Source organism: Christiangramia sp. LLG6405-1 (assembly GCF_045055805.1).
In the GTDB taxonomy this organism is placed as follows: Bacteria; Bacteroidota; Bacteroidia; order Flavobacteriales; family Flavobacteriaceae; genus Christiangramia.
The window spans coordinates 379968-396735 of the sequence record NZ_CP159330.1 but is presented as its reverse complement, the minus strand read 5'-3'; the positions used below and the strand labels follow the sequence as shown (position 1 = coordinate 396735).

The window sequence follows — 16768 nt, the reverse complement described above, 5'->3', positions numbered from 1 at the left end:
AAGTTTAAGAATTACACTTTCCCTAACATTATTGTAACATTTCATTTTTTTGATAGTCTTATTGAATAGGAGACAGGTTCTTCTGTTTAATAACCATCAATCATGATCAATATTACCAATCTTCACAAATCCTATAAAATGGGCGCGAATTCATTGCACGTGCTCAAAGGGATCAATTTCGAGGTTGCTGAAGGTGAACTCGTTTCCATTATGGGCTCTTCAGGTTCCGGAAAATCTACACTACTAAATATCCTGGGAATGCTGGATGAAGCCGATGAAGGCTCCTATATTCTCGATGGAGTGCCTATCAAGGGGCTTAGCGAGAAACAAGCAGCTAAGTATCGGAATAAATTTCTGGGTTTCATCTTCCAGTCTTTCAATTTGATAAGCTATAAATCTGCATTGGATAACGTAGCACTTCCGCTTTATTATCAGGGTCTGCCTCGCGGTGAACGAATGGATAAAGCGATGAGTTACCTGGAGAAGGTAGGCCTGGCTAAATGGGCTGGACATTTACCTAATGAACTTTCAGGTGGACAGAAGCAGCGTGTTGCCATCGCGAGAGCACTGGCGAGTGATCCAAAAGTCTTGCTGGCCGATGAGCCTACAGGTGCTTTAGATACAAAAACTTCTTATGAAGTAATGGATCTCATTCAGCAGATCAACGATGAAGGAAGAACCATACTGGTGGTAACTCATGAACATGATATCGCCCAGATGACTAAAAGGATCGTAAATCTTAAAGACGGTTTGATCATTGAAGATACTTTGGTTTCACAAATAAGAGCTTCAGAAAATGTTTGATCTGGATCGTTGGGATGAGATCTTTGAAACCATCCGAAAAAATAAGTTACGCACATTCTTAACCGGACTTTCAGTAGCATCAGGAATTTTTATCCTGGTGATCCTGCTTGGAATTGGTGAAGGAATGAGAAATGGTATTGCCCGCGAATTTGAGCAGGATGCTGCAAATTTAATGCTGGTTTATCCTGGAATGACTTCAAAAGAGTATAAAGGACTGAATCCGGGAAGACGTATTCAGTTTAAAAATGAAGACTACGATCAGATCCTAAGAATTTACGGTGATAAACTGGATAAAAGCGCTTCGTTATATCAGCAATGGGGACAGGTGCTCACATACGGGAAAGAATCTGGTTCCTACCAGGTCTACGGAAGTTTTCCCAGCTACCAGGTTCTGGAAAATAACACTCTTACTACAGGACGTTTTATCAATATTCCAGACCTGGACAATTCAGAAAAGAATATGGTCATAGGTCAGCGAATCAAGCTCGATCTTTTTAAGGACGAAGATCCTATTGGTAAATACGTGCAGGTTTCCGGAGTGAACTTTAAAATTGTTGGAGTTTATACCGATCCCGGTGGAGAACGTGAAGAATCCCGTGCTATAATTCCAATTACCACTGCTCAAAAAGCTTTTGGTGGTGGAAACGATATTGCCAGAATGTATCTTACGCTCAAACCTGAAGATGATTTTGACAAGTCGGTAGCTGCCTCCACACAATTTACAGCAGAACTAGACCAGTTTTTAAAGGAGCGTCACACCGTTGCACCAGACGATAATAGTGCCATCTACGTAAATAACTCACTGGAAAATGCGAAACGTTTTTTCACTTTAATGGATATGATCAAATTATTCTTCTGGGGCGTTGGTGTTTGTACTATTATCGCGGGAGTTGTTGGGGTGAGCAATATCATGCTTATTATCGTGAAAGAAAGAACCCGTGAAATCGGCGTCAGGAAAGCACTAGGAGCTCAGCCACTTTCAATTATTGGTATGGTGCTTCATGAATCGATTTTTGTAACGGCCATTGCCGGTTTCCTCGGACTCATATTTAGTCTCGCACTACTGGAGTTTGTGGGCCCAATGATCGAAACCCAATATATTTATAACCCAACCGTTAATTTTACGGTAGCGATCAATACGGTGTTTATTCTGGTGATAGCAGGAGCACTGGCGGGATTCTTCCCGGCCTGGAGAGCAGCCAGGATCAAACCAATTGTAGCACTAAGAGACGAATAGTATGTTTAGTAGAGATCGTTGGAATGAAATTATAGAAGCGCTAACCTCGAACTGGTTTAGAACCCTGATGACTGCTTTTGGAGTTTTATGGGGAATATTTATCCTTGTCATCCTGCTAGCTGCAGGAAAAGGATTGGAAAATGGAGTAAAGCAGGGTTTTGGTGGTATTGCAACCAACACCATGTTCATGTGGACCCAGGTAGCTTCAAGACCTTATAAAGGAATGCCGAAAGGAAGGTTCTACAGTTTTGAAGTAGAAGACGTTGCGGCTATCGAGCGGGAAGTGCCAGACCTCAGGTTTGTCTCACCTAGAAATCAGCTTGGTGGTTTTGGAGGAGATAACAATGTCGTACGTGGCTTGAATACCGGTGCATTCAATGTGTATGGAGATTATCCTGAAATTATTCAGCAGGAACCCATGGATATTACCTCCGGAAGATTCGTGAACCATTCAGATATTGATCAGAAAAGGAAGGTTGCTGTTATAGGAACCGGTGTGCAGGCTGCTCTATATGATAAGGAAGAAGATCCGCTAGGAACTTATATCAAGATTAGCGGAGTGAACTTCATGGTGATTGGAACTTACAAGAAGAAAAGTCGGGGTGGTGATGCCGAGGAAGGTCAGAAAGAGATATTTGTTCCTTTCACAGCTTTTTCTCAGGCCTTTAATCGAGGGAACAAAGTAGGCTGGATGGCCATTACCGCAAAAGATAATAATAGTATCACGGCGCTTAAGGGAGATATTATCGACCTGGTCAAGGAACGTCATAAGATACATCCGGAAGATGATCGCGCGGTGGGTAATTTTGACCTTTACCAGGAATTTTCTAAAGTAAACGGACTTTTTGTAGCGCTTAAGGCGGTAGCCTATTTCGTAGGAGTATTAGTCTTGCTTTCAGGAATTATCGGGATTAGCAATATTATGCTCATTGTTGTTAAAGAGCGTACCAATGAAATTGGAGTAAGAAGAGCTCTGGGAGCAACGCCATGGTCTATAAGAGGGCAGATCCTGATGGAGTCCATTTTTCTTACCATCATTTCAGGAATGAGCGGGATCATCCTTGCTACCGGTGTGATCTGGCTGGTCAATTTCCAGCTGGACCAGATGGATACTTCAGAAATGATGTTCTTAAACCCTTCCGTAGATCTGGGAGTGGTGATCGTAGCCCTTAGTATTTTAATAATCTCCGGTCTTCTGGCCGGTCTTATACCTGCACAGCATGCCATCAAAGTAAAACCTGTGGATGCTTTGCGTACTGAATAGTTAGTAAATAGAAACACAATCAAGAAATGAAAAAATTTGTAACCATCGGAATTTTAGTTTTAATAGCAGTGACCTTCGTTGGGGCACTTTATTATCTCTATCAAAAAAGTGAAGAAGATCCAGTTGTCTATCAAACCGAGGAACCTTCAGAACAAACTATTATCAAGAAAACTGTAGCGACCGGAAAAATAGTTCCGAAGGAAGAAGTGCTTATCAAGCCAAATATTTCAGGAATCATCGACGAAATATATATTGAGGCTGGTGATAAGATCAAACAAGGCGATCTAATTGCTAAAATTCGCGTTATACCGAATGTATCATCACTGCAAAGCGCGAAAGATAATGTGGCAACCGCCCGTATCAACCTTGATAATGAAAAGAAAGTTTATCAAAGACAGAAAGAGCTTTACGATAAAGGCGTGATCTCTGCCAATGATTATGATGCTGCGGAAGTTTCTTATCAGCGAAGTGAACAAAATTATCGTTCAGCACAACAAAATTATGAGATCGTAAGAACCGGAACCACCAGTGGAATTGGAAGTGCGGCAAATACCCTTATACGTTCTACGGTAGAAGGAATGGTGCTGGATGTTCCTGTGAAGACTGGAAACCAGGTAATTGAAAGTAACAATTTTAACGATGGGACCACGATCGCAACGCTTGCCGATGTGAACGAAATGATCTTTGAAGGGAAAGTTGATGAGAGCGAAGTTGGAAAGATCAAGGAAGATCTTCCGCTTGAAGTAACCGTTGGAGCGATTGAAAATAAATCTTTCGATGCTGTTCTTGATTATATAGCTCCAAAAGGAGTAGAGGAGAACGGTGCGATACAATTTGAGATCAAAGGGACCCTTAACAAGGCAGATACCACGTTTATTAGAGCAGGGCTTAGTGCGAATGCATCCATTATTCTTGCGAAAGCTACAGATGTACTTGCTATTAAGGAAGCGCTTGTGCAATTTGATGATGAGAGCAAGAAGCCATATGTAGAGATCATGACGGGTGACCAGGAATTTGAACGTAGAGAAATTGAACTTGGAGTAAGTGACGGAATTAATGTAGAGGTGACTGAAGGCCTAAAAATGGGCGATAAGATCAAGGTTTGGAACCAGCTCAAAGCTCCTACAAATATTGCTCAAAACTAGAATTTAATTTTTAGGTGTAACAACCTGTACCTTTTACAGACATATCATACAGAATTATATTATGAAGAATTATAGTTTACTTGTTACCCTTTTTCTTTTCTGCGGAATGATGAATGCGCAGCAGAAAGAGTGGACACTGGAAGAATGTGTGGAGTACGCATTGCAGAATAATATTCAGGTTAAACAATCTGAACTTGATCTTGAACTTTCCGAAATTGAGAAACTCGATGCACTGGGTAATTTTATTCCAAGTATCAACGGCCAGGCTACCAATGCATGGAATACCGGTCTTACTCAGAATGTTACCACGGGAATCCTTCAGAATCAAACAGTAAGAAACTTCTCTGCCAACTTAACTGCAGGTCTTACAATTTTTGACGGACTTAGAAATTTCAAACAATTACAAAGAGCTAAAATCTCAAGATTGGCCAGCCAGTATTCGCTGGATAAAATGGAAGATGATATCGCCTTGTTCGTTGCAGACGCCTACTTGCAGGTATTGTTCAGCAAACAAAATCTTGATGTTCTACAGGCTCAAAATGAAGTTACCAAAGAACAATTAACGCGAACTCAGGATCTGGTTGATGCAGGTGTATTACCTCAGGGTGACCTTCTGGAGATTAGAGCTACCATGGCAGATGAGAAGCAACGAATCATTCTTGCTGAAAACCAGATACAAATATCGCTTATTGGTTTAGCACAAACTTTAGGAATAAGAGATTATCAAAGTTTCGATATTGTAGATCGTGATTACGCGGTCTTCGGAAATGAGATCCTTGCGAACTCTGTTTATGATGTCATCGAGAAAGCAAAAGAAGAACGTTCAGAATTAAAAATAGCGGAGGCTAACAGAGATCTTGCAGAGCAGGATGTTGCTTTGGCTAAAGGAGCTTACCTACCAACTTTAGGTGCTTTCTTTAATTATAATACAAGGGAAACTGGACAGGGAAGGATCACCGGAGCAGTGCTGGATCCAACCGAACCTACAAGACAGATTGGTTTGGTGCAGGATACAGAACAGATCGTGGTTGCTCCTAATACGATACCAACGCTAGGAAGTCCGTTGCCATTTTTCGATCAGTTATATAGAAATGACGGAATAAGTTATGGTTTTCAGTTAAGCGTTCCATTCCTGAATGGATTTTCAACGAGAAACGCTGTGAAGAGAAATCAGATCAATGTGAAAAGAGCTGAATTCCAGTTGGAGCAGGCAGAACTTGATCTGGAAGCGAATGTTTACCAGGCTTATACAGATGCAAAAGGAGCGTTTGAAGCCTATGAAGCTGCTTTGGTAGCTTCCGAAGCACAGGAGAAAGCATTTGAATATGCTACAGAGCGATATGATGTTGGACTAACCAACGCGTTCGATTTTAGCCAGGCTAAGATTCGTTTTGAGAATACACAAAGAGAGGCGCTAAGAGCCAAATACGATTATATTTTTAAATTAAAAGTTGTAGAACTTTATTTTGGAATTCCGGTTAGGGATTTAAAACTGTAAATAATGAATAAGAAGAAGCTTTTCATCATCCTTGGGATCATCATCGTTTTAATCGTTGCACTAGTTATCGGTAAAAAAGCCGGTTGGTTCGGAAGTTCCGCCAACATCAAAGAAGTGGAGATCACTGAAATTGAACCGGTAGATATTATCGAAACCGTATCGGCAACAGGTAAAATTCAGCCAGAGGTTGAGGTGAAACTTTCTTCTGAAGTTTCCGGAGAAATCATTGAATTACCAATAGTTGAAGGTCAGTTAGTGGAAAAAGGAGACCTTCTGGTAAAAGTAAATCCTGATATATACCAGTCCAGCGTACAGAGAGCCAGAGCAAGTTATTCTAATTCTCAGGCAAATTTTGCACAGACAAAAGCTAGTTTGAAACAAGCTGAAGCAGATTTTAATCGTAACAAAACTTTGTTCGATAAAGGTGTGATCTCAAAAGCTGAATGGGATGGAATCGTTTCCAGTTATGAAATGGCAGAAGCTAACAAAGAATCTGCTTACTACAGCATGCAAAGTAGCGCTGCTACTGTAACTGAAGCGACCGACAACCTTGGACGTACCAATATTTATGCTCCAATGAGCGGTACTATTTCAAAACTGGATGCAGAACTTGGAGAAAGAGTTGTAGGTACACAGCAAATGGCCGGAACTGAAATTCTTCGGGTAGCAAATCTTGACAATATGGAAGTTGAGGTTGATGTAAATGAAAATGATATCGTAAAAGTTGCTGTAGGTGATTCTACGATCGTTGAAGTAGATGCTTACTTAGGAAAGGATTTCAAAGGAATCGTTACTGAAATTTCTAATACTGCAGATAATACACTTACAACAGATCAGGTAACTAACTTCAAAGTAAAAGTTCGTATTCTGAAGGAGTCTTACGAAGATCTGATGGAAGGGAAACCGGAGAGTTACTCTCCTTTCAGACCTGGAATGACCGCTACAGTTGATATTATTACGAATAAGAGAATGAAAGTAATTGGAGTTCCAATTAGCTCAATCGTGATCAAATCTGATACAACAGCGACTAAAAAGACATATGGAACCGCTCCTGCTGCTGAAGGAACTGAAAAATTTGAATGTGTATTTGTAAAAGACGGACAAAAAGCTAAACTTCGCGTGGTACAAACCGGAATTCAGGATGATTCTCAGATTGAGATCACAGATGGCCTGAAAGAAGGTGATGTAGTAATCACTGGCCCTTACAATACCGTTACTAAAAGTCTTAATACCGGAGATGATATCGAGGTGAAAAAAGAAAAGACGGAGGAAGAAGAGGCTGAATAAACTCTAAAGATTTGGCAACTATATTATGTCTTGAAACTGCAACGACCAACTGCTCAGTTGGTCTTTCTCTTGATGGGAAACTAATCAGTCTTAAAGAGGATAATACCAAAGGTTATTCTCATGCTGAAAAGCTACACCTGTTCATTCAGGATGTATTGAAAGATGCAGGGAAAACCCTTCAGGATCTGGACGCGATTGCAATTAGCAAAGGACCAGGTTCTTATACAGGTTTGAGAATTGGGGTTTCAGCTGCTAAAGGATTATGTTTTTCTCTTAATATACCGTTGATCTCGGTTCCTACGCTAGACCTGCTCGTTCATCAATTAAAGAATGAACCCGGGATGAAGATCGCAATGCTGGATGCCAGAAGGATGGAAGTTTATGCTGCTGTTTTTTCTGAAGATCTAATCCAGGTTCGTGACACCAATGCTGAAATTTTAGACGAAAGTTCGTTTGCGGAATATCTACAGAAATCTAAAGTACATTTTATTGGGAATGGAGTGGCAAAATTCAGGGAGATCATCTCTTCTGAAAATGCTGTTTTCCATGAAAAAAAATTCCCTTCGGCTTCAGAAATGACAGAGATCGCTGAGATGAAGTACAAAAAAAGCGACACCGAAGATGTCGCTTATTTTGAGCCTTATTATCTCAAAGATTTTATGATCGGTTAAGTATTATTCAGCCGATCTTTTTTCTCTTTCAGTTCCTCGCATTTTAGTTTGATCATACAGGTAAACATCTCTTTGTGGGTAAGGAATAGTCATTCCAGCTTCCTCAAGTCTAATTTTACCTTCCTCGATCATATACCAGTGCAGATCCCAGAAGTCTGGCAATTCAGCAAAATATCGCACAGAGAAGTTTACCGAACTATCTCCAAGTTCAGAAACAATAATCTGCGGTGCTGGATCTTTTAGAATTTTCTCCTGTTCCATTACCATATTGGTAAGTACTTCTTTCGCTTTCTTGATATCATCATCATAGGAAATTCCGAAGCTTAGATTCTCCTTACGCGTTTTATTGAAACTGTAATTCGTAATATTATCGTTGCTTAGTTCACCGTTAGGAATTACCACTCTCTGGTTTCCGAATGTATCAAGTTTCGTGTAAAATAGAGAGATCTCTACAACGCTACCAGAAACACCCTGAGCTTCGATCCAATCTCCAACCTTAAATGGTTTTAGAACGATTATAAGCACTCCACCGGCAAGATTGGATAGCGAACCCTGCAAAGCAAGACCAATGGCAAGACCAGCAGCACCAATTGCCGCTACAAGGGATGCGCTCTCCACACCAAGTTGCGTGATAACAAGTACAAAAAGTATTATCTTAAGACCCCAGCTGGCAGCGTTTACCGTAAACTTTTCCAGTGTTGGATCGTAATCCTTCTTGTCGAATAGTTTCTTTAAATATTTTACAATGAGTTTGATAACCCAAAGTCCTACAAGCAGCAGCACAATCGCACCGATTAGCGTAGGGAGGTAATCGATAAATTTGTTCGCGTATTCTTTAGCGATTTCGCCGTAGTTGTTCAACTTGTCCATTCTTTTTTTTCTAATTTAAGTTCAAGCCTCTATTCTAAAAAAATAGAGACTATATCCTGTTTATTTTATGTTAAAATTATTTCATCTGCCCTAATGCATCGCTCAGATTATGCACTGGAAGCTGACAATTTCCATGTTGGCAAATATAAATTAATGATTCGCCAGACTTGTGACGATCCTTTAAAATTGCGAGATCAGATTTGCTTATAGAAGCAGCCAGTACTTTATTTTGTAAATATTGCGGCTGAAATCCTTTCGCAAGTTCTTCGGAATTGTCTCCGGTGATGGCAATCTCGTAGAAGGGATGTGTAAAATTCAGTAATAATAGCAACCAGTTCGAGTAGGATTGTGCATAATCGTTAATACCCGGAAGCACAGCTTGCAACATTTTTTCTGATCTATCTATAAGCTCAGTATTACCTGTAAGTTTACCCAGCTTATAATAATTATGGGCCATTACTGAATTGGCTGCAGGAATCACATTATCCTGTACATCAATAATTCTGTTGATCAGCGCCCGGTCTTTGGATGAAGTAAAATAGAATAGCCCGGTCTTATTGTCCTCAAAGTCACGTTCCACAATTTCAAGTAATGCTTGTGCTTTGTCCAGGTAGTATTCTTTGAAACTGCTTTCATATAGATCCAGTAAAGATTGAATCACAAAAGCATAGTCTTCGAGATAGGCATTGATACTGCTTTTTTCATTTTTATAAGTATGATAAAGTCTGCCGTCTGTTTGAACTAAATTTTTCAAAATAAAATCCATAGCAGCTTCTGCTTTTTCAATATAATTTTCTTTTTGCAGCGCCTGGAAAGCCTGGCAATATCCGCTGATCATCATTGCATTCCAGGAAGTGATGGATTTGTCGTCAAGTCCGGGTTTTGCCCGTTTAGACCTTTCAGACCCTAGTTTTTCCTGAAGATCTTTCAGTTTAGCGCTTAAATCTTCCTTGGTTAAGTTTAGTTTAGCTGAAAGGGCCTCAAGGCTTTGAGTTCGAATGAGGACATAATGATCCTTTTCCCATCTTCCGAAGGCATCAATACGATAGACTTCTGAAAACAATTCATAATCGTCTTCCAGAATTTCCATTAACTCTTCCTTTGTCCAGACGTAAAAAGCACCTTCTTCTGAATGTCCTTGACCATTGTCACTATCGGCATCGAGTGCCGAATAAAATGCTCCTAATTCGTCCTGAAGTTCGTTTTCCACGAATTCCAGCGTCTTCTCAACTACATCGGCATACCATTTATTCCTGGTGAGTTTATATAAATTTGCATAAGAACTTACTAATTGCGCATTATCATAAAGCATTTTTTCAAAATGTGGGACATGCCATTTTTCATCCACCGAATATCTTGAAAATCCGCCATCGATAGGGTCATAGACTCCTCCCCAGGATATTTTATCAAATGTATGTTGTACATATTTTAAAAGTTCTGTGTCTTTTTCCTGGTGGGCGAAACTTAAAAGAAAATCATAATTGGAAGGCATCATGAATTTTGGACTTCTATTATATCCGCCATTCTTATGATCCAAAACAGATTTCCATTTTGAGATGATGCCGTCAAATAGTGACTTATCTAATTTCTTTTCATTCTCAGGAATATTAATAATCTGCATTTGAGAAAGTCCTTCTTCCAGCTTTTCAGCATACTCCAGGAGTTTTTCTGGTTGATTATCATACAAATGAGCAATTTGAGTAAGTGCAGATTTCCATTGATCCTTTTGAAAATAGGTGCCTCCCCAAACAGGTCTTCCATCAGGCAAGGCTACGACATTCATTGGCCAGCCTCCCATCCCGGTCATTGCCTGTACTGCATTCATGTAAACCTGGTCAACATCTGGTCTTTCCTCGCGATCTACCTTTACAGAAATGTAGTTCGCATTCATAATTGCAGCTACTTCAGCATCTTCAAAACTCTCATGCTCCATAACATGACACCAGTGACATGCAGAATATCCTACGCTAATCAGCAATAATTTATTCTTCTCTTTTGCTTCATCCAGAGACAGATCATTCCAGGGATGCCAGTCTACCGGGTTATGTGCATGCTGTAGAAGATAAGGACTGCTTTCATTGATAAGCTGGTTCGTATGATCAGGTTTTTTCATAGCACTAATTTGATGGATTTGATATACAGGAGGCTAAAATTAAGGCGATTGTGGCGGGAGCTGCTGGATATTATTAATCTTTTAATAACTTTAACACCCCTGTGATTCAGTTTAATTATAACAGTTTTGCAGATTGAAAACAGATCTATCATATGGAAGACATTTACATTGTGATGCTCGTGGCGCTATTCGCCCTTGCCATTACAGATCTTGTAGTTGGAGTAAGTAACGATGCCGTAAACTTCTTAAATTCAGCTATAGGGTCCAAAGCGGTCTCTATGCGAACGATCATGATCATCGCCAGCATTGGAGTAGCCGTGGGAGCCATATTTTCCAGCGGACTCATGGAGGTTGCCCGAAAAGGGATATTCATGCCGGGGGAATTCTACTTTGAAGAAATCATGATTATTTTCATGGCCGTGATGATCACCGATGTGTTATTGCTGGACTTTTTCAATTCACTTGGATTGCCCACTTCTACCACTGTTTCCATTGTTTTCGAACTACTTGGAGCTGCCGTGTGCATGGCAGTGATTAAGATCTATACGCAGGATAATGGCGATCTTGGTTTACTGCAGAATTATATTAATTCATCTAAAGCAACCGAGATCATTATTGGGATCTTACTCGCCGTGGTCATAGCATTTATAGTTGGAGCTTTTGTGCAATATATATCCCGACTTATATTTTCATTCCAATTTGAGAAGAAGATAAAATATGCGGGTGCCGCTTTTGGTGGTTTCTCACTTACTTCCATACTCTACTTTATAGTAATTAAAGGTTTGAAAAGTGTTTCTTTTATCTCTCCGGAAACGCTTACCTACATTAATGACAACACTTGGTTTATTGTGTTAATAGGATTTATAGCATTTACGCTTATCTCACAGTTTTTAATGAGTGTGCTTAAACTGAATATTCTAAGGATCATTATCATTATTGGAACCTTTGCGCTGGCACTTGCATTTGCAGGAAACGATCTTGTCAATTTCATTGGAGTACCCATTGCCGCCTGGCAGTCTTTTGATCTATGGCAGTCAGCTTACAATGCAACCGGGGCAATGCCATCAGAATTTCTGATGACCGGTCTTTCAGGTAAGGTCAATACTCCTGAACTCCTATTGGTTTGTGCCGGAGCAGTTATGGTAATCACACTCTGGTTTTCCAGTAAAGCAAAAACTGTGGTCGATACCGGGATCAATCTTTCCAGACAGGGTGATTCCGTAGAAAGATTTGAGCCAAACTGGCTTTCAAGAGGGATCGTACGATATTCTGTGATCATTGGCGGTGCTGTAAGTTCAGTTTTACCCGGTGGATTAAAGAGCAGTATTGATAATAAATTCAGTAAACCTAACTCTCACAAGCAGAGTAGGAGGGTAGACGCTCCGGCATTTGATATGGTTCGGGCTTCGGTGAACCTGGTTGTAGCCAGTGTGCTTATTTCTCTTGGAACTAATATGAAATTGCCGCTTTCAACTACCTATGTGACTTTTATGGTCGCTATGGGTACTTCACTTGCGGATAGAGCCTGGGATCGTGAAAGTGCCGTATATCGAGTTGCAGGCGTGCTAAACGTCATTGGTGGTTGGTTCGTAACCGCGATCGTAGCATTTACTGCTGCTGCAATTTTTGCATCTATTATTTTTTACGGCGGGACCATAGCTCTGGTAGTTCTTATTATCGCGGCACTGGTTGTGGTCGTAAGAAGTAGTATTCTTCATTCTAAAGAGATGAAGAAAGAGAAGGATCAAAAAAAATTCAATAAGAGTGATATTATTACGATCAATGAGATCACTGCGGAAACTTCAGAAAATATTTCCAAGGTTATTGCAGGTATAGACAAGGTGTATTCTAAAAGTGTGGATCATCTGGGATATTATGATCTAAGTAAGCTGAAAAAGAATTATAAGCGTATTGAAAAGCTGGAGGTTGAAGTTGATGAGCTTAAAGACAATATTTTTTATTTTATCAAATCCCTTGATGAGAACTCTGTTGAGGCCAGTAAGTTTTACATTTTAACCCTGGATTACCTTCAGGATATGGTGCAGTCGATTAGTTTCATTGCCAGGAATAGCTATAACCACGTACATAATAATCATAAGAATCTGAAGTTTAACCAGATTCGGGATCTGAAAAAGGTGGACGAGCGTTTGCAGGTGCTTTTTGATGAGCTAATGCTGACCTTCAATAACAACGAGTTCGATAAAATCGATAGCTTGCTGAATGAGAAACAGGAATTGCTGGACTATGTTAGTGATCTTATTCAGAAACAGATCGAAAGAATAAGAACTTCTGAATCCAGTCCCAGGAATACGAAGCTTTACTTCGGAATCTTACTGGAAACTAAGGACCTGATTGGTTCTACTATGAATCTGCTACAACTCTTTCAGGAGTTCTACCGGGAAGCAAGAAAGACCAATTACTAAATAAAAAATCCCATCAATTTGAAGGGATTTTTTGCTGTTATAAAAATACATCAATGTGTTTAGCCGTTGATCGCCTCTACGTATTGTACTTTATCCCGAAGCATATCTCGAAGCATCGTTTCGATTCCGCTTTTCAAGGTCATCGTAGAAGAAGGACATCCGCTGCACGCACCCTGTAATATCACTTTTACGGTCTTGGTTTCTTCATTGTAACTGTCAAAAAGGATATTTCCTCCATCACTGGCTACTGCAGGTTTGATATACTCATCCAGTATTGCGACGATCTGCTGGCTTGTATCGTCCAGTTCCTTATAGGCTGCATCATCATTTTCTTCCTGAACCTTTTCGGTTTCCTGAGTTTGAATAGTCTCGGCGGTCAGCACTTCATTTCCTTCCTCGATATAATTCCTAATAAATTCACGAAGTTCCATAGTGATCTCTTCCCATTCAGCAACCTCATATTTTTGAACTGAAACATAGTTCTCATCAATGAAGACCTCTTTAACAAAAGGGAAATGAAATAACTTCTGAACCAATGGTGCATTCTTCGCATCATCAATGTTCTTGAATTCAACCGACTTTAAAACAAGTTTTTTGTTCGCTACAAATTTCATTACCGCCGGGTTTGGCGTGCTTTCAGCATAGACTGTCACTGGTACTTTACCGGTGGTGGTCTTTTCTTCCTTGATCACCTCGCCACCTTTGTTAAGGTATTCTTCAATTTGATCTGCTACTTCCTGTTGAACATCGCTCCATTCCACGATATCGTATTTCTCGATAGCGATGAAATTTTGTGCGATATAAACCGTTTTAACAAATGGTAGATAGAATAATTGCTGGGCAAGCGGTGAACGCTTAGCTTCATCTATATTCTTAAACTCGAAATTTTCATGACGTGTCAGAAACCTGTCAGCTTCAAATTTTATAATTGAAGCCGTGGTTGTAGGGACTATGTTGATATTAAAATCTTTCATCTCAAAATTTTTGGCAAAAATACTAAAGAAAAACTACGTTATACATATATTTACAGCCTTTATGGTGAATTGGGGATATCTTAAAAGAGGCCTTTCACGGTTCTCTTATCAATTGATTTTATGCACTTTTGCTTCGTTTGCGCTGTGGAATTCTCCAGCATTGAACGCGCAGGAAGTGATCCCTACCTATTCAGATTATCTAACCGACAATCTTTATCTTATCCATCCCAGTATGGCTGGTGCTTCTAACTACGATCAACTTCGTATAACCGGTAGAACGCAATGGTTCGACGTGCAGGATGCTCCTAACTTACAGACCGCAGCTCTAAATATTCGAGCTACCGATAAAATAGGACTTGGCGGTATCATGTTCAGAGATGAAAATGGGAATTATTCAAAACTGGGTGCTTACGCTACTTTTGCTTATCATCTCATGTTTTCCCGAAGTACGGTCGATCTTAACCAATTGTCATTTGGTATTAGTGCTGGATTAATTCAGCATAGACTTGATACCAGCGGTTTCACAAGGTTTGATCCATTGGTAGGAAATAATCAATCAGATATTTTTGGTAATATAGATATTGGAGCTTCCTACTATGTGAATGATCTTTATTTCCATCTTGCTGCAAAGAATGTACTTTCAGTAAGTAGAGATCTGTTCTATTCCGATGCGGTGCCGAGTAATATGAGGAAATATCTTTTTTCGGCAGGCTATGTTTTTAGCTTTGACCGTAATAGCGACTGGAGTTACGAGCCATCCATATTATTCCAGGCCAGAGAAGCAACAGAAGAAATGGCGATAGATGCGAACGTAAAGGCTTATTATCAGCTGGATAATAGCAGATTATGGGGCGGAGTTTCTTATCGAAACAGTTTTGAAAGTGTTGAGGTTACCGGGCAAGGTGAAGCGGTTGCAAATCAGCAATTGCGCTACATTACCCCATTTGTTGGAATAGATTACAATAAGTTCGTTTTTGGTTACACCTTCAGCTACCAGCTAAATTCACTTGTGCTAAGTAATACTGGATTCCATCAGATCACTTTGGGCTATAACTTCGGAAAAAGTCGCCAGCGTTATGATTGTAATTGTCCGGCGATCAACAATTAAAAATCTAAAGTTTCAACCTTGTAATTTTGCTCTTCCGAAGAAATAATAGAGGAGAGGACATCGGGGTTTGCATTCGAGAAAAATAAGTTGCTACTGGCATCAGAATTATCATTTAGCAATTCTCTTTCAGCAAGGATGATCTTAGTTTGTTTTGCTACTGCTTCTCCGGAATCAATGATCTTCACCGTATCTGGTATTATCTCTTGAAGAACGGGAATTAGATATGGGTAATGACTGCAGCCAAGCACCAGGTAATCTATTCTGGCATCAAGCATTGGTTTGAGTAAATGTTGCAGTAAGCCAATCATCTCGGGAGTATTCGTTTTTCCTGCTTCGATGAGTTCTACGAGTCCGTTGCCTTCCACTTCTACCACTTGAATGTCCTTAGTGTATAATTCACTAGTCTGGGCAAAGAGTTCACTTGACAATGTTCCCCTGGTAGCCAGTATACCTATAGCCTTATTCGTGCTTTTTAAGGCAGCTGGTTTAATGGCAGGCTCTATGCCTATAAAAGGGATTCTATAGGAACTTCTAAGTACTTTAATAGCATTTGTAGTGGCAGTATTGCAGGCAATGACGATGAGCTTGCAATTGAGCTCCAGAAGCTTTTCCGTGTTTTTGATAGAAAGTGCAATGATCTCTTCCTGGGTTTTCAAGCCATATGGTGCATTCTTACTATCAGATAAATAGATGGTATGCTCGTTTGGAAGAAGTTCATGTATTTCTTTCCAAATAGAAGTTCCTCCTACGCCGGAATCAAAAATGCCAATTGGCTGAGACTTGTTCATAAGGTCTTAAAAATAAAAAACTGCGTACTAAGTGTACGCAGTTTAAACATTTTATTGAAATGTAATTGGATTACAGTCCTAAATCTTTTTTCACATCTGGAGTTAGATCATAACCATCAGCTAAAAGAACTCCTGTTCCTGTAGTAGAGTCTAATACGTAATCGTATCCTTTTGCTCTGGCTACTTTTTGAATGCTCGTACGAACTTTCTCAAGAACTGGTCTTAAAAGATCTGTTTCTTTTTTCTGAAGATCCTGTCTAGCCTTAGTGCTGTGTTCCTGGATTCTTCTTTGAGCAGCCTGAATCTCAGCTCCTCTTTTCTGATTTTCTTCATCAGATTTTGTGTTAGCTTCAGCTTCGTAACGTTGCATTGTGCTTTGAGCTTCAGATAACATGTCTTTGATCTCAGCATCGTAAGTCTTCTCAAGTTTCTGAAGTTGATCCATTGCACTCTTGTATTCCGGAAGTGACTGTACCAACTCCTGAGTAGCGATATGAGCAACTTTAGACTGTGCGTTTGTAAAAGCAGTAGCGCCAATCGTTAAAGCTAAAGCTATAAAAAGTGTTCTGAATTGTTTCATTGTAAT

At 39.9% G+C, this 16768-nt stretch carries 14 protein-coding genes; 9 read left to right on the top strand and 5 right to left on the bottom strand.

Annotated features, from left to right (window positions below):
* The first annotated feature begins 102 nt into the window (after positions 1–102).
* The 7 genes from ABVM50_RS01835 (at position 103) to tsaB (ending at position 7906) form a co-directional block, all read left to right on the top strand.
* Positions 103–804, top strand: coding sequence for an ABC transporter ATP-binding protein (locus tag ABVM50_RS01835; protein WP_405199711.1), 702 nt, complete (start codon positions 103–105; stop codon positions 802–804).
* Positions 797–2041 (top strand): ABC transporter permease, encoded by a 1245-nt coding sequence (locus ABVM50_RS01830; protein WP_405199710.1) that lies wholly within the window; start codon positions 797–799, stop codon positions 2039–2041. The genes ABVM50_RS01835 and ABVM50_RS01830 overlap by 8 nt, the downstream gene beginning before the upstream one ends.
* A gap of 1 nt (position 2042) precedes the next feature.
* Positions 2043–3305, top strand: coding sequence for an ABC transporter permease (locus ABVM50_RS01825; RefSeq protein WP_405199709.1), 1263 nt, complete (start codon positions 2043–2045; stop codon positions 3303–3305).
* A 26-nt stretch (positions 3306–3331) separates the two neighbouring features.
* Positions 3332–4450, top strand: a complete 1119-nt coding sequence (locus ABVM50_RS01820) for an efflux RND transporter periplasmic adaptor subunit (protein ID WP_405199708.1) — start codon at positions 3332–3334, stop codon at positions 4448–4450.
* A 61-nt stretch (positions 4451–4511) separates the two neighbouring features.
* Positions 4512–5948 (top strand): TolC family protein, encoded by a 1437-nt coding sequence (locus ABVM50_RS01815; RefSeq protein WP_405199707.1) that lies wholly within the window; start codon positions 4512–4514, stop codon positions 5946–5948.
* A gap of 3 nt (positions 5949–5951) precedes the next feature.
* Positions 5952–7235: an efflux RND transporter periplasmic adaptor subunit gene (locus ABVM50_RS01810; protein WP_405199706.1), complete on the top strand. Its 1284-nt coding sequence runs from the start codon at positions 5952–5954 to the stop codon at positions 7233–7235.
* An 11-nt stretch (positions 7236–7246) separates the two neighbouring features.
* Positions 7247–7906, top strand: a complete 660-nt coding sequence (gene tsaB, locus ABVM50_RS01805) for a tRNA (adenosine(37)-N6)-threonylcarbamoyltransferase complex dimerization subunit type 1 TsaB (RefSeq protein ID WP_405199705.1) — start codon at positions 7247–7249, stop codon at positions 7904–7906.
* Positions 7907–7909: 3 nt separating this feature from the next.
* Here tsaB and ABVM50_RS01800 read toward each other — a convergent pair whose 3' ends face one another.
* Together ABVM50_RS01800 and ABVM50_RS01795 are read right to left on the bottom strand one after the other, a co-directional pair.
* Positions 7910–8776, bottom strand: a complete 867-nt coding sequence (locus ABVM50_RS01800) for a mechanosensitive ion channel family protein (protein ID WP_141878741.1) — start codon at positions 8774–8776, stop codon at positions 7910–7912.
* Positions 8777–8852: 76 nt separating this feature from the next.
* Positions 8853–10889, bottom strand: a complete 2037-nt coding sequence (locus ABVM50_RS01795) for a thioredoxin domain-containing protein (RefSeq protein ID WP_405199704.1) — start codon at positions 10887–10889, stop codon at positions 8853–8855.
* 152 nt (positions 10890–11041) lie between these two features.
* On the opposite strand from ABVM50_RS01795, the gene ABVM50_RS01790 reads away from it, so the two are divergent.
* Complete coding sequence (locus ABVM50_RS01790; protein ID WP_405199703.1) at positions 11042–13312, top strand: inorganic phosphate transporter; 2271 nt, start codon at positions 11042–11044, stop codon at positions 13310–13312.
* Between the two features lie 59 nt (positions 13313–13371).
* Here the strand turns inward: ABVM50_RS01790 and ABVM50_RS01785 are convergent, their stop codons facing one another.
* On the bottom strand, positions 13372–14286 hold the full coding sequence (locus tag ABVM50_RS01785; RefSeq protein WP_405199702.1) for a NifU family protein: 915 nt from the start codon (positions 14284–14286) through the stop codon (positions 13372–13374).
* 10 nt (positions 14287–14296) lie between these two features.
* Between ABVM50_RS01785 and ABVM50_RS01780 the strand changes: the two genes are divergently transcribed.
* Entirely contained in the window at positions 14297–15394 is a 1098-nt protein-coding gene (locus ABVM50_RS01780; RefSeq protein WP_405199701.1) for a type IX secretion system membrane protein PorP/SprF, read from the top strand.
* On the opposite strand, the gene murI is transcribed toward ABVM50_RS01780, so the two are convergent.
* The gene (gene murI / locus ABVM50_RS01775) at positions 15391–16182 is read right to left on the bottom strand and encodes a glutamate racemase (RefSeq protein WP_405199700.1); all 792 of its coding nucleotides are present in this window, start codon (positions 16180–16182) and stop codon (positions 15391–15393) included. The genes ABVM50_RS01780 and murI overlap by 4 nt on opposite strands.
* A 70-nt stretch (positions 16183–16252) precedes the next feature.
* A complete protein-coding gene (locus ABVM50_RS01770) occupies positions 16253–16762 on the bottom strand; it encodes an OmpH family outer membrane protein (RefSeq protein ID WP_405199699.1) in 510 nt (169 codons plus the stop codon).
* Positions 16763–16768: the final 6 nt, after the last annotated feature.

Coding starts and splice junctions, on each gene's coding strand:
- ABVM50_RS01810 (WP_405199706.1), top strand. CDS start 5,952: ATGAATAAGAAGAAGCTTTTCATCATCCTTGGGATCATCATCGTTTTA.
- ABVM50_RS01790 (WP_405199703.1), top strand. CDS start 11,042: ATGGAAGACATTTACATTGTGATGCTCGTGGCGCTATTCGCCCTTGCC.
- murI (WP_405199700.1), bottom strand. CDS start 16,182: ATGAACAAGTCTCAGCCAATTGGCATTTTTGATTCCGGCGTAGGAGGA.
- ABVM50_RS01795 (WP_405199704.1), bottom strand. CDS start 10,889: ATGAAAAAACCTGATCATACGAACCAGCTTATCAATGAAAGCAGTCCT.
- ABVM50_RS01820 (WP_405199708.1), top strand. CDS start 3,332: ATGAAAAAATTTGTAACCATCGGAATTTTAGTTTTAATAGCAGTGACC.
- ABVM50_RS01800 (WP_141878741.1), bottom strand. CDS start 8,776: ATGGACAAGTTGAACAACTACGGCGAAATCGCTAAAGAATACGCGAAC.
- ABVM50_RS01835 (WP_405199711.1), top strand. CDS start 103: ATGATCAATATTACCAATCTTCACAAATCCTATAAAATGGGCGCGAAT.
- ABVM50_RS01785 (WP_405199702.1), bottom strand. CDS start 14,286: ATGAAAGATTTTAATATCAACATAGTCCCTACAACCACGGCTTCAATT.
- ABVM50_RS01825 (WP_405199709.1), top strand. CDS start 2,043: ATGTTTAGTAGAGATCGTTGGAATGAAATTATAGAAGCGCTAACCTCG.
- ABVM50_RS01770 (WP_405199699.1), bottom strand. CDS start 16,762: ATGAAACAATTCAGAACACTTTTTATAGCTTTAGCTTTAACGATTGGC.
- ABVM50_RS01830 (WP_405199710.1), top strand. CDS start 797: ATGTTTGATCTGGATCGTTGGGATGAGATCTTTGAAACCATCCGAAAA.
- ABVM50_RS01815 (WP_405199707.1), top strand. CDS start 4,512: ATGAAGAATTATAGTTTACTTGTTACCCTTTTTCTTTTCTGCGGAATG.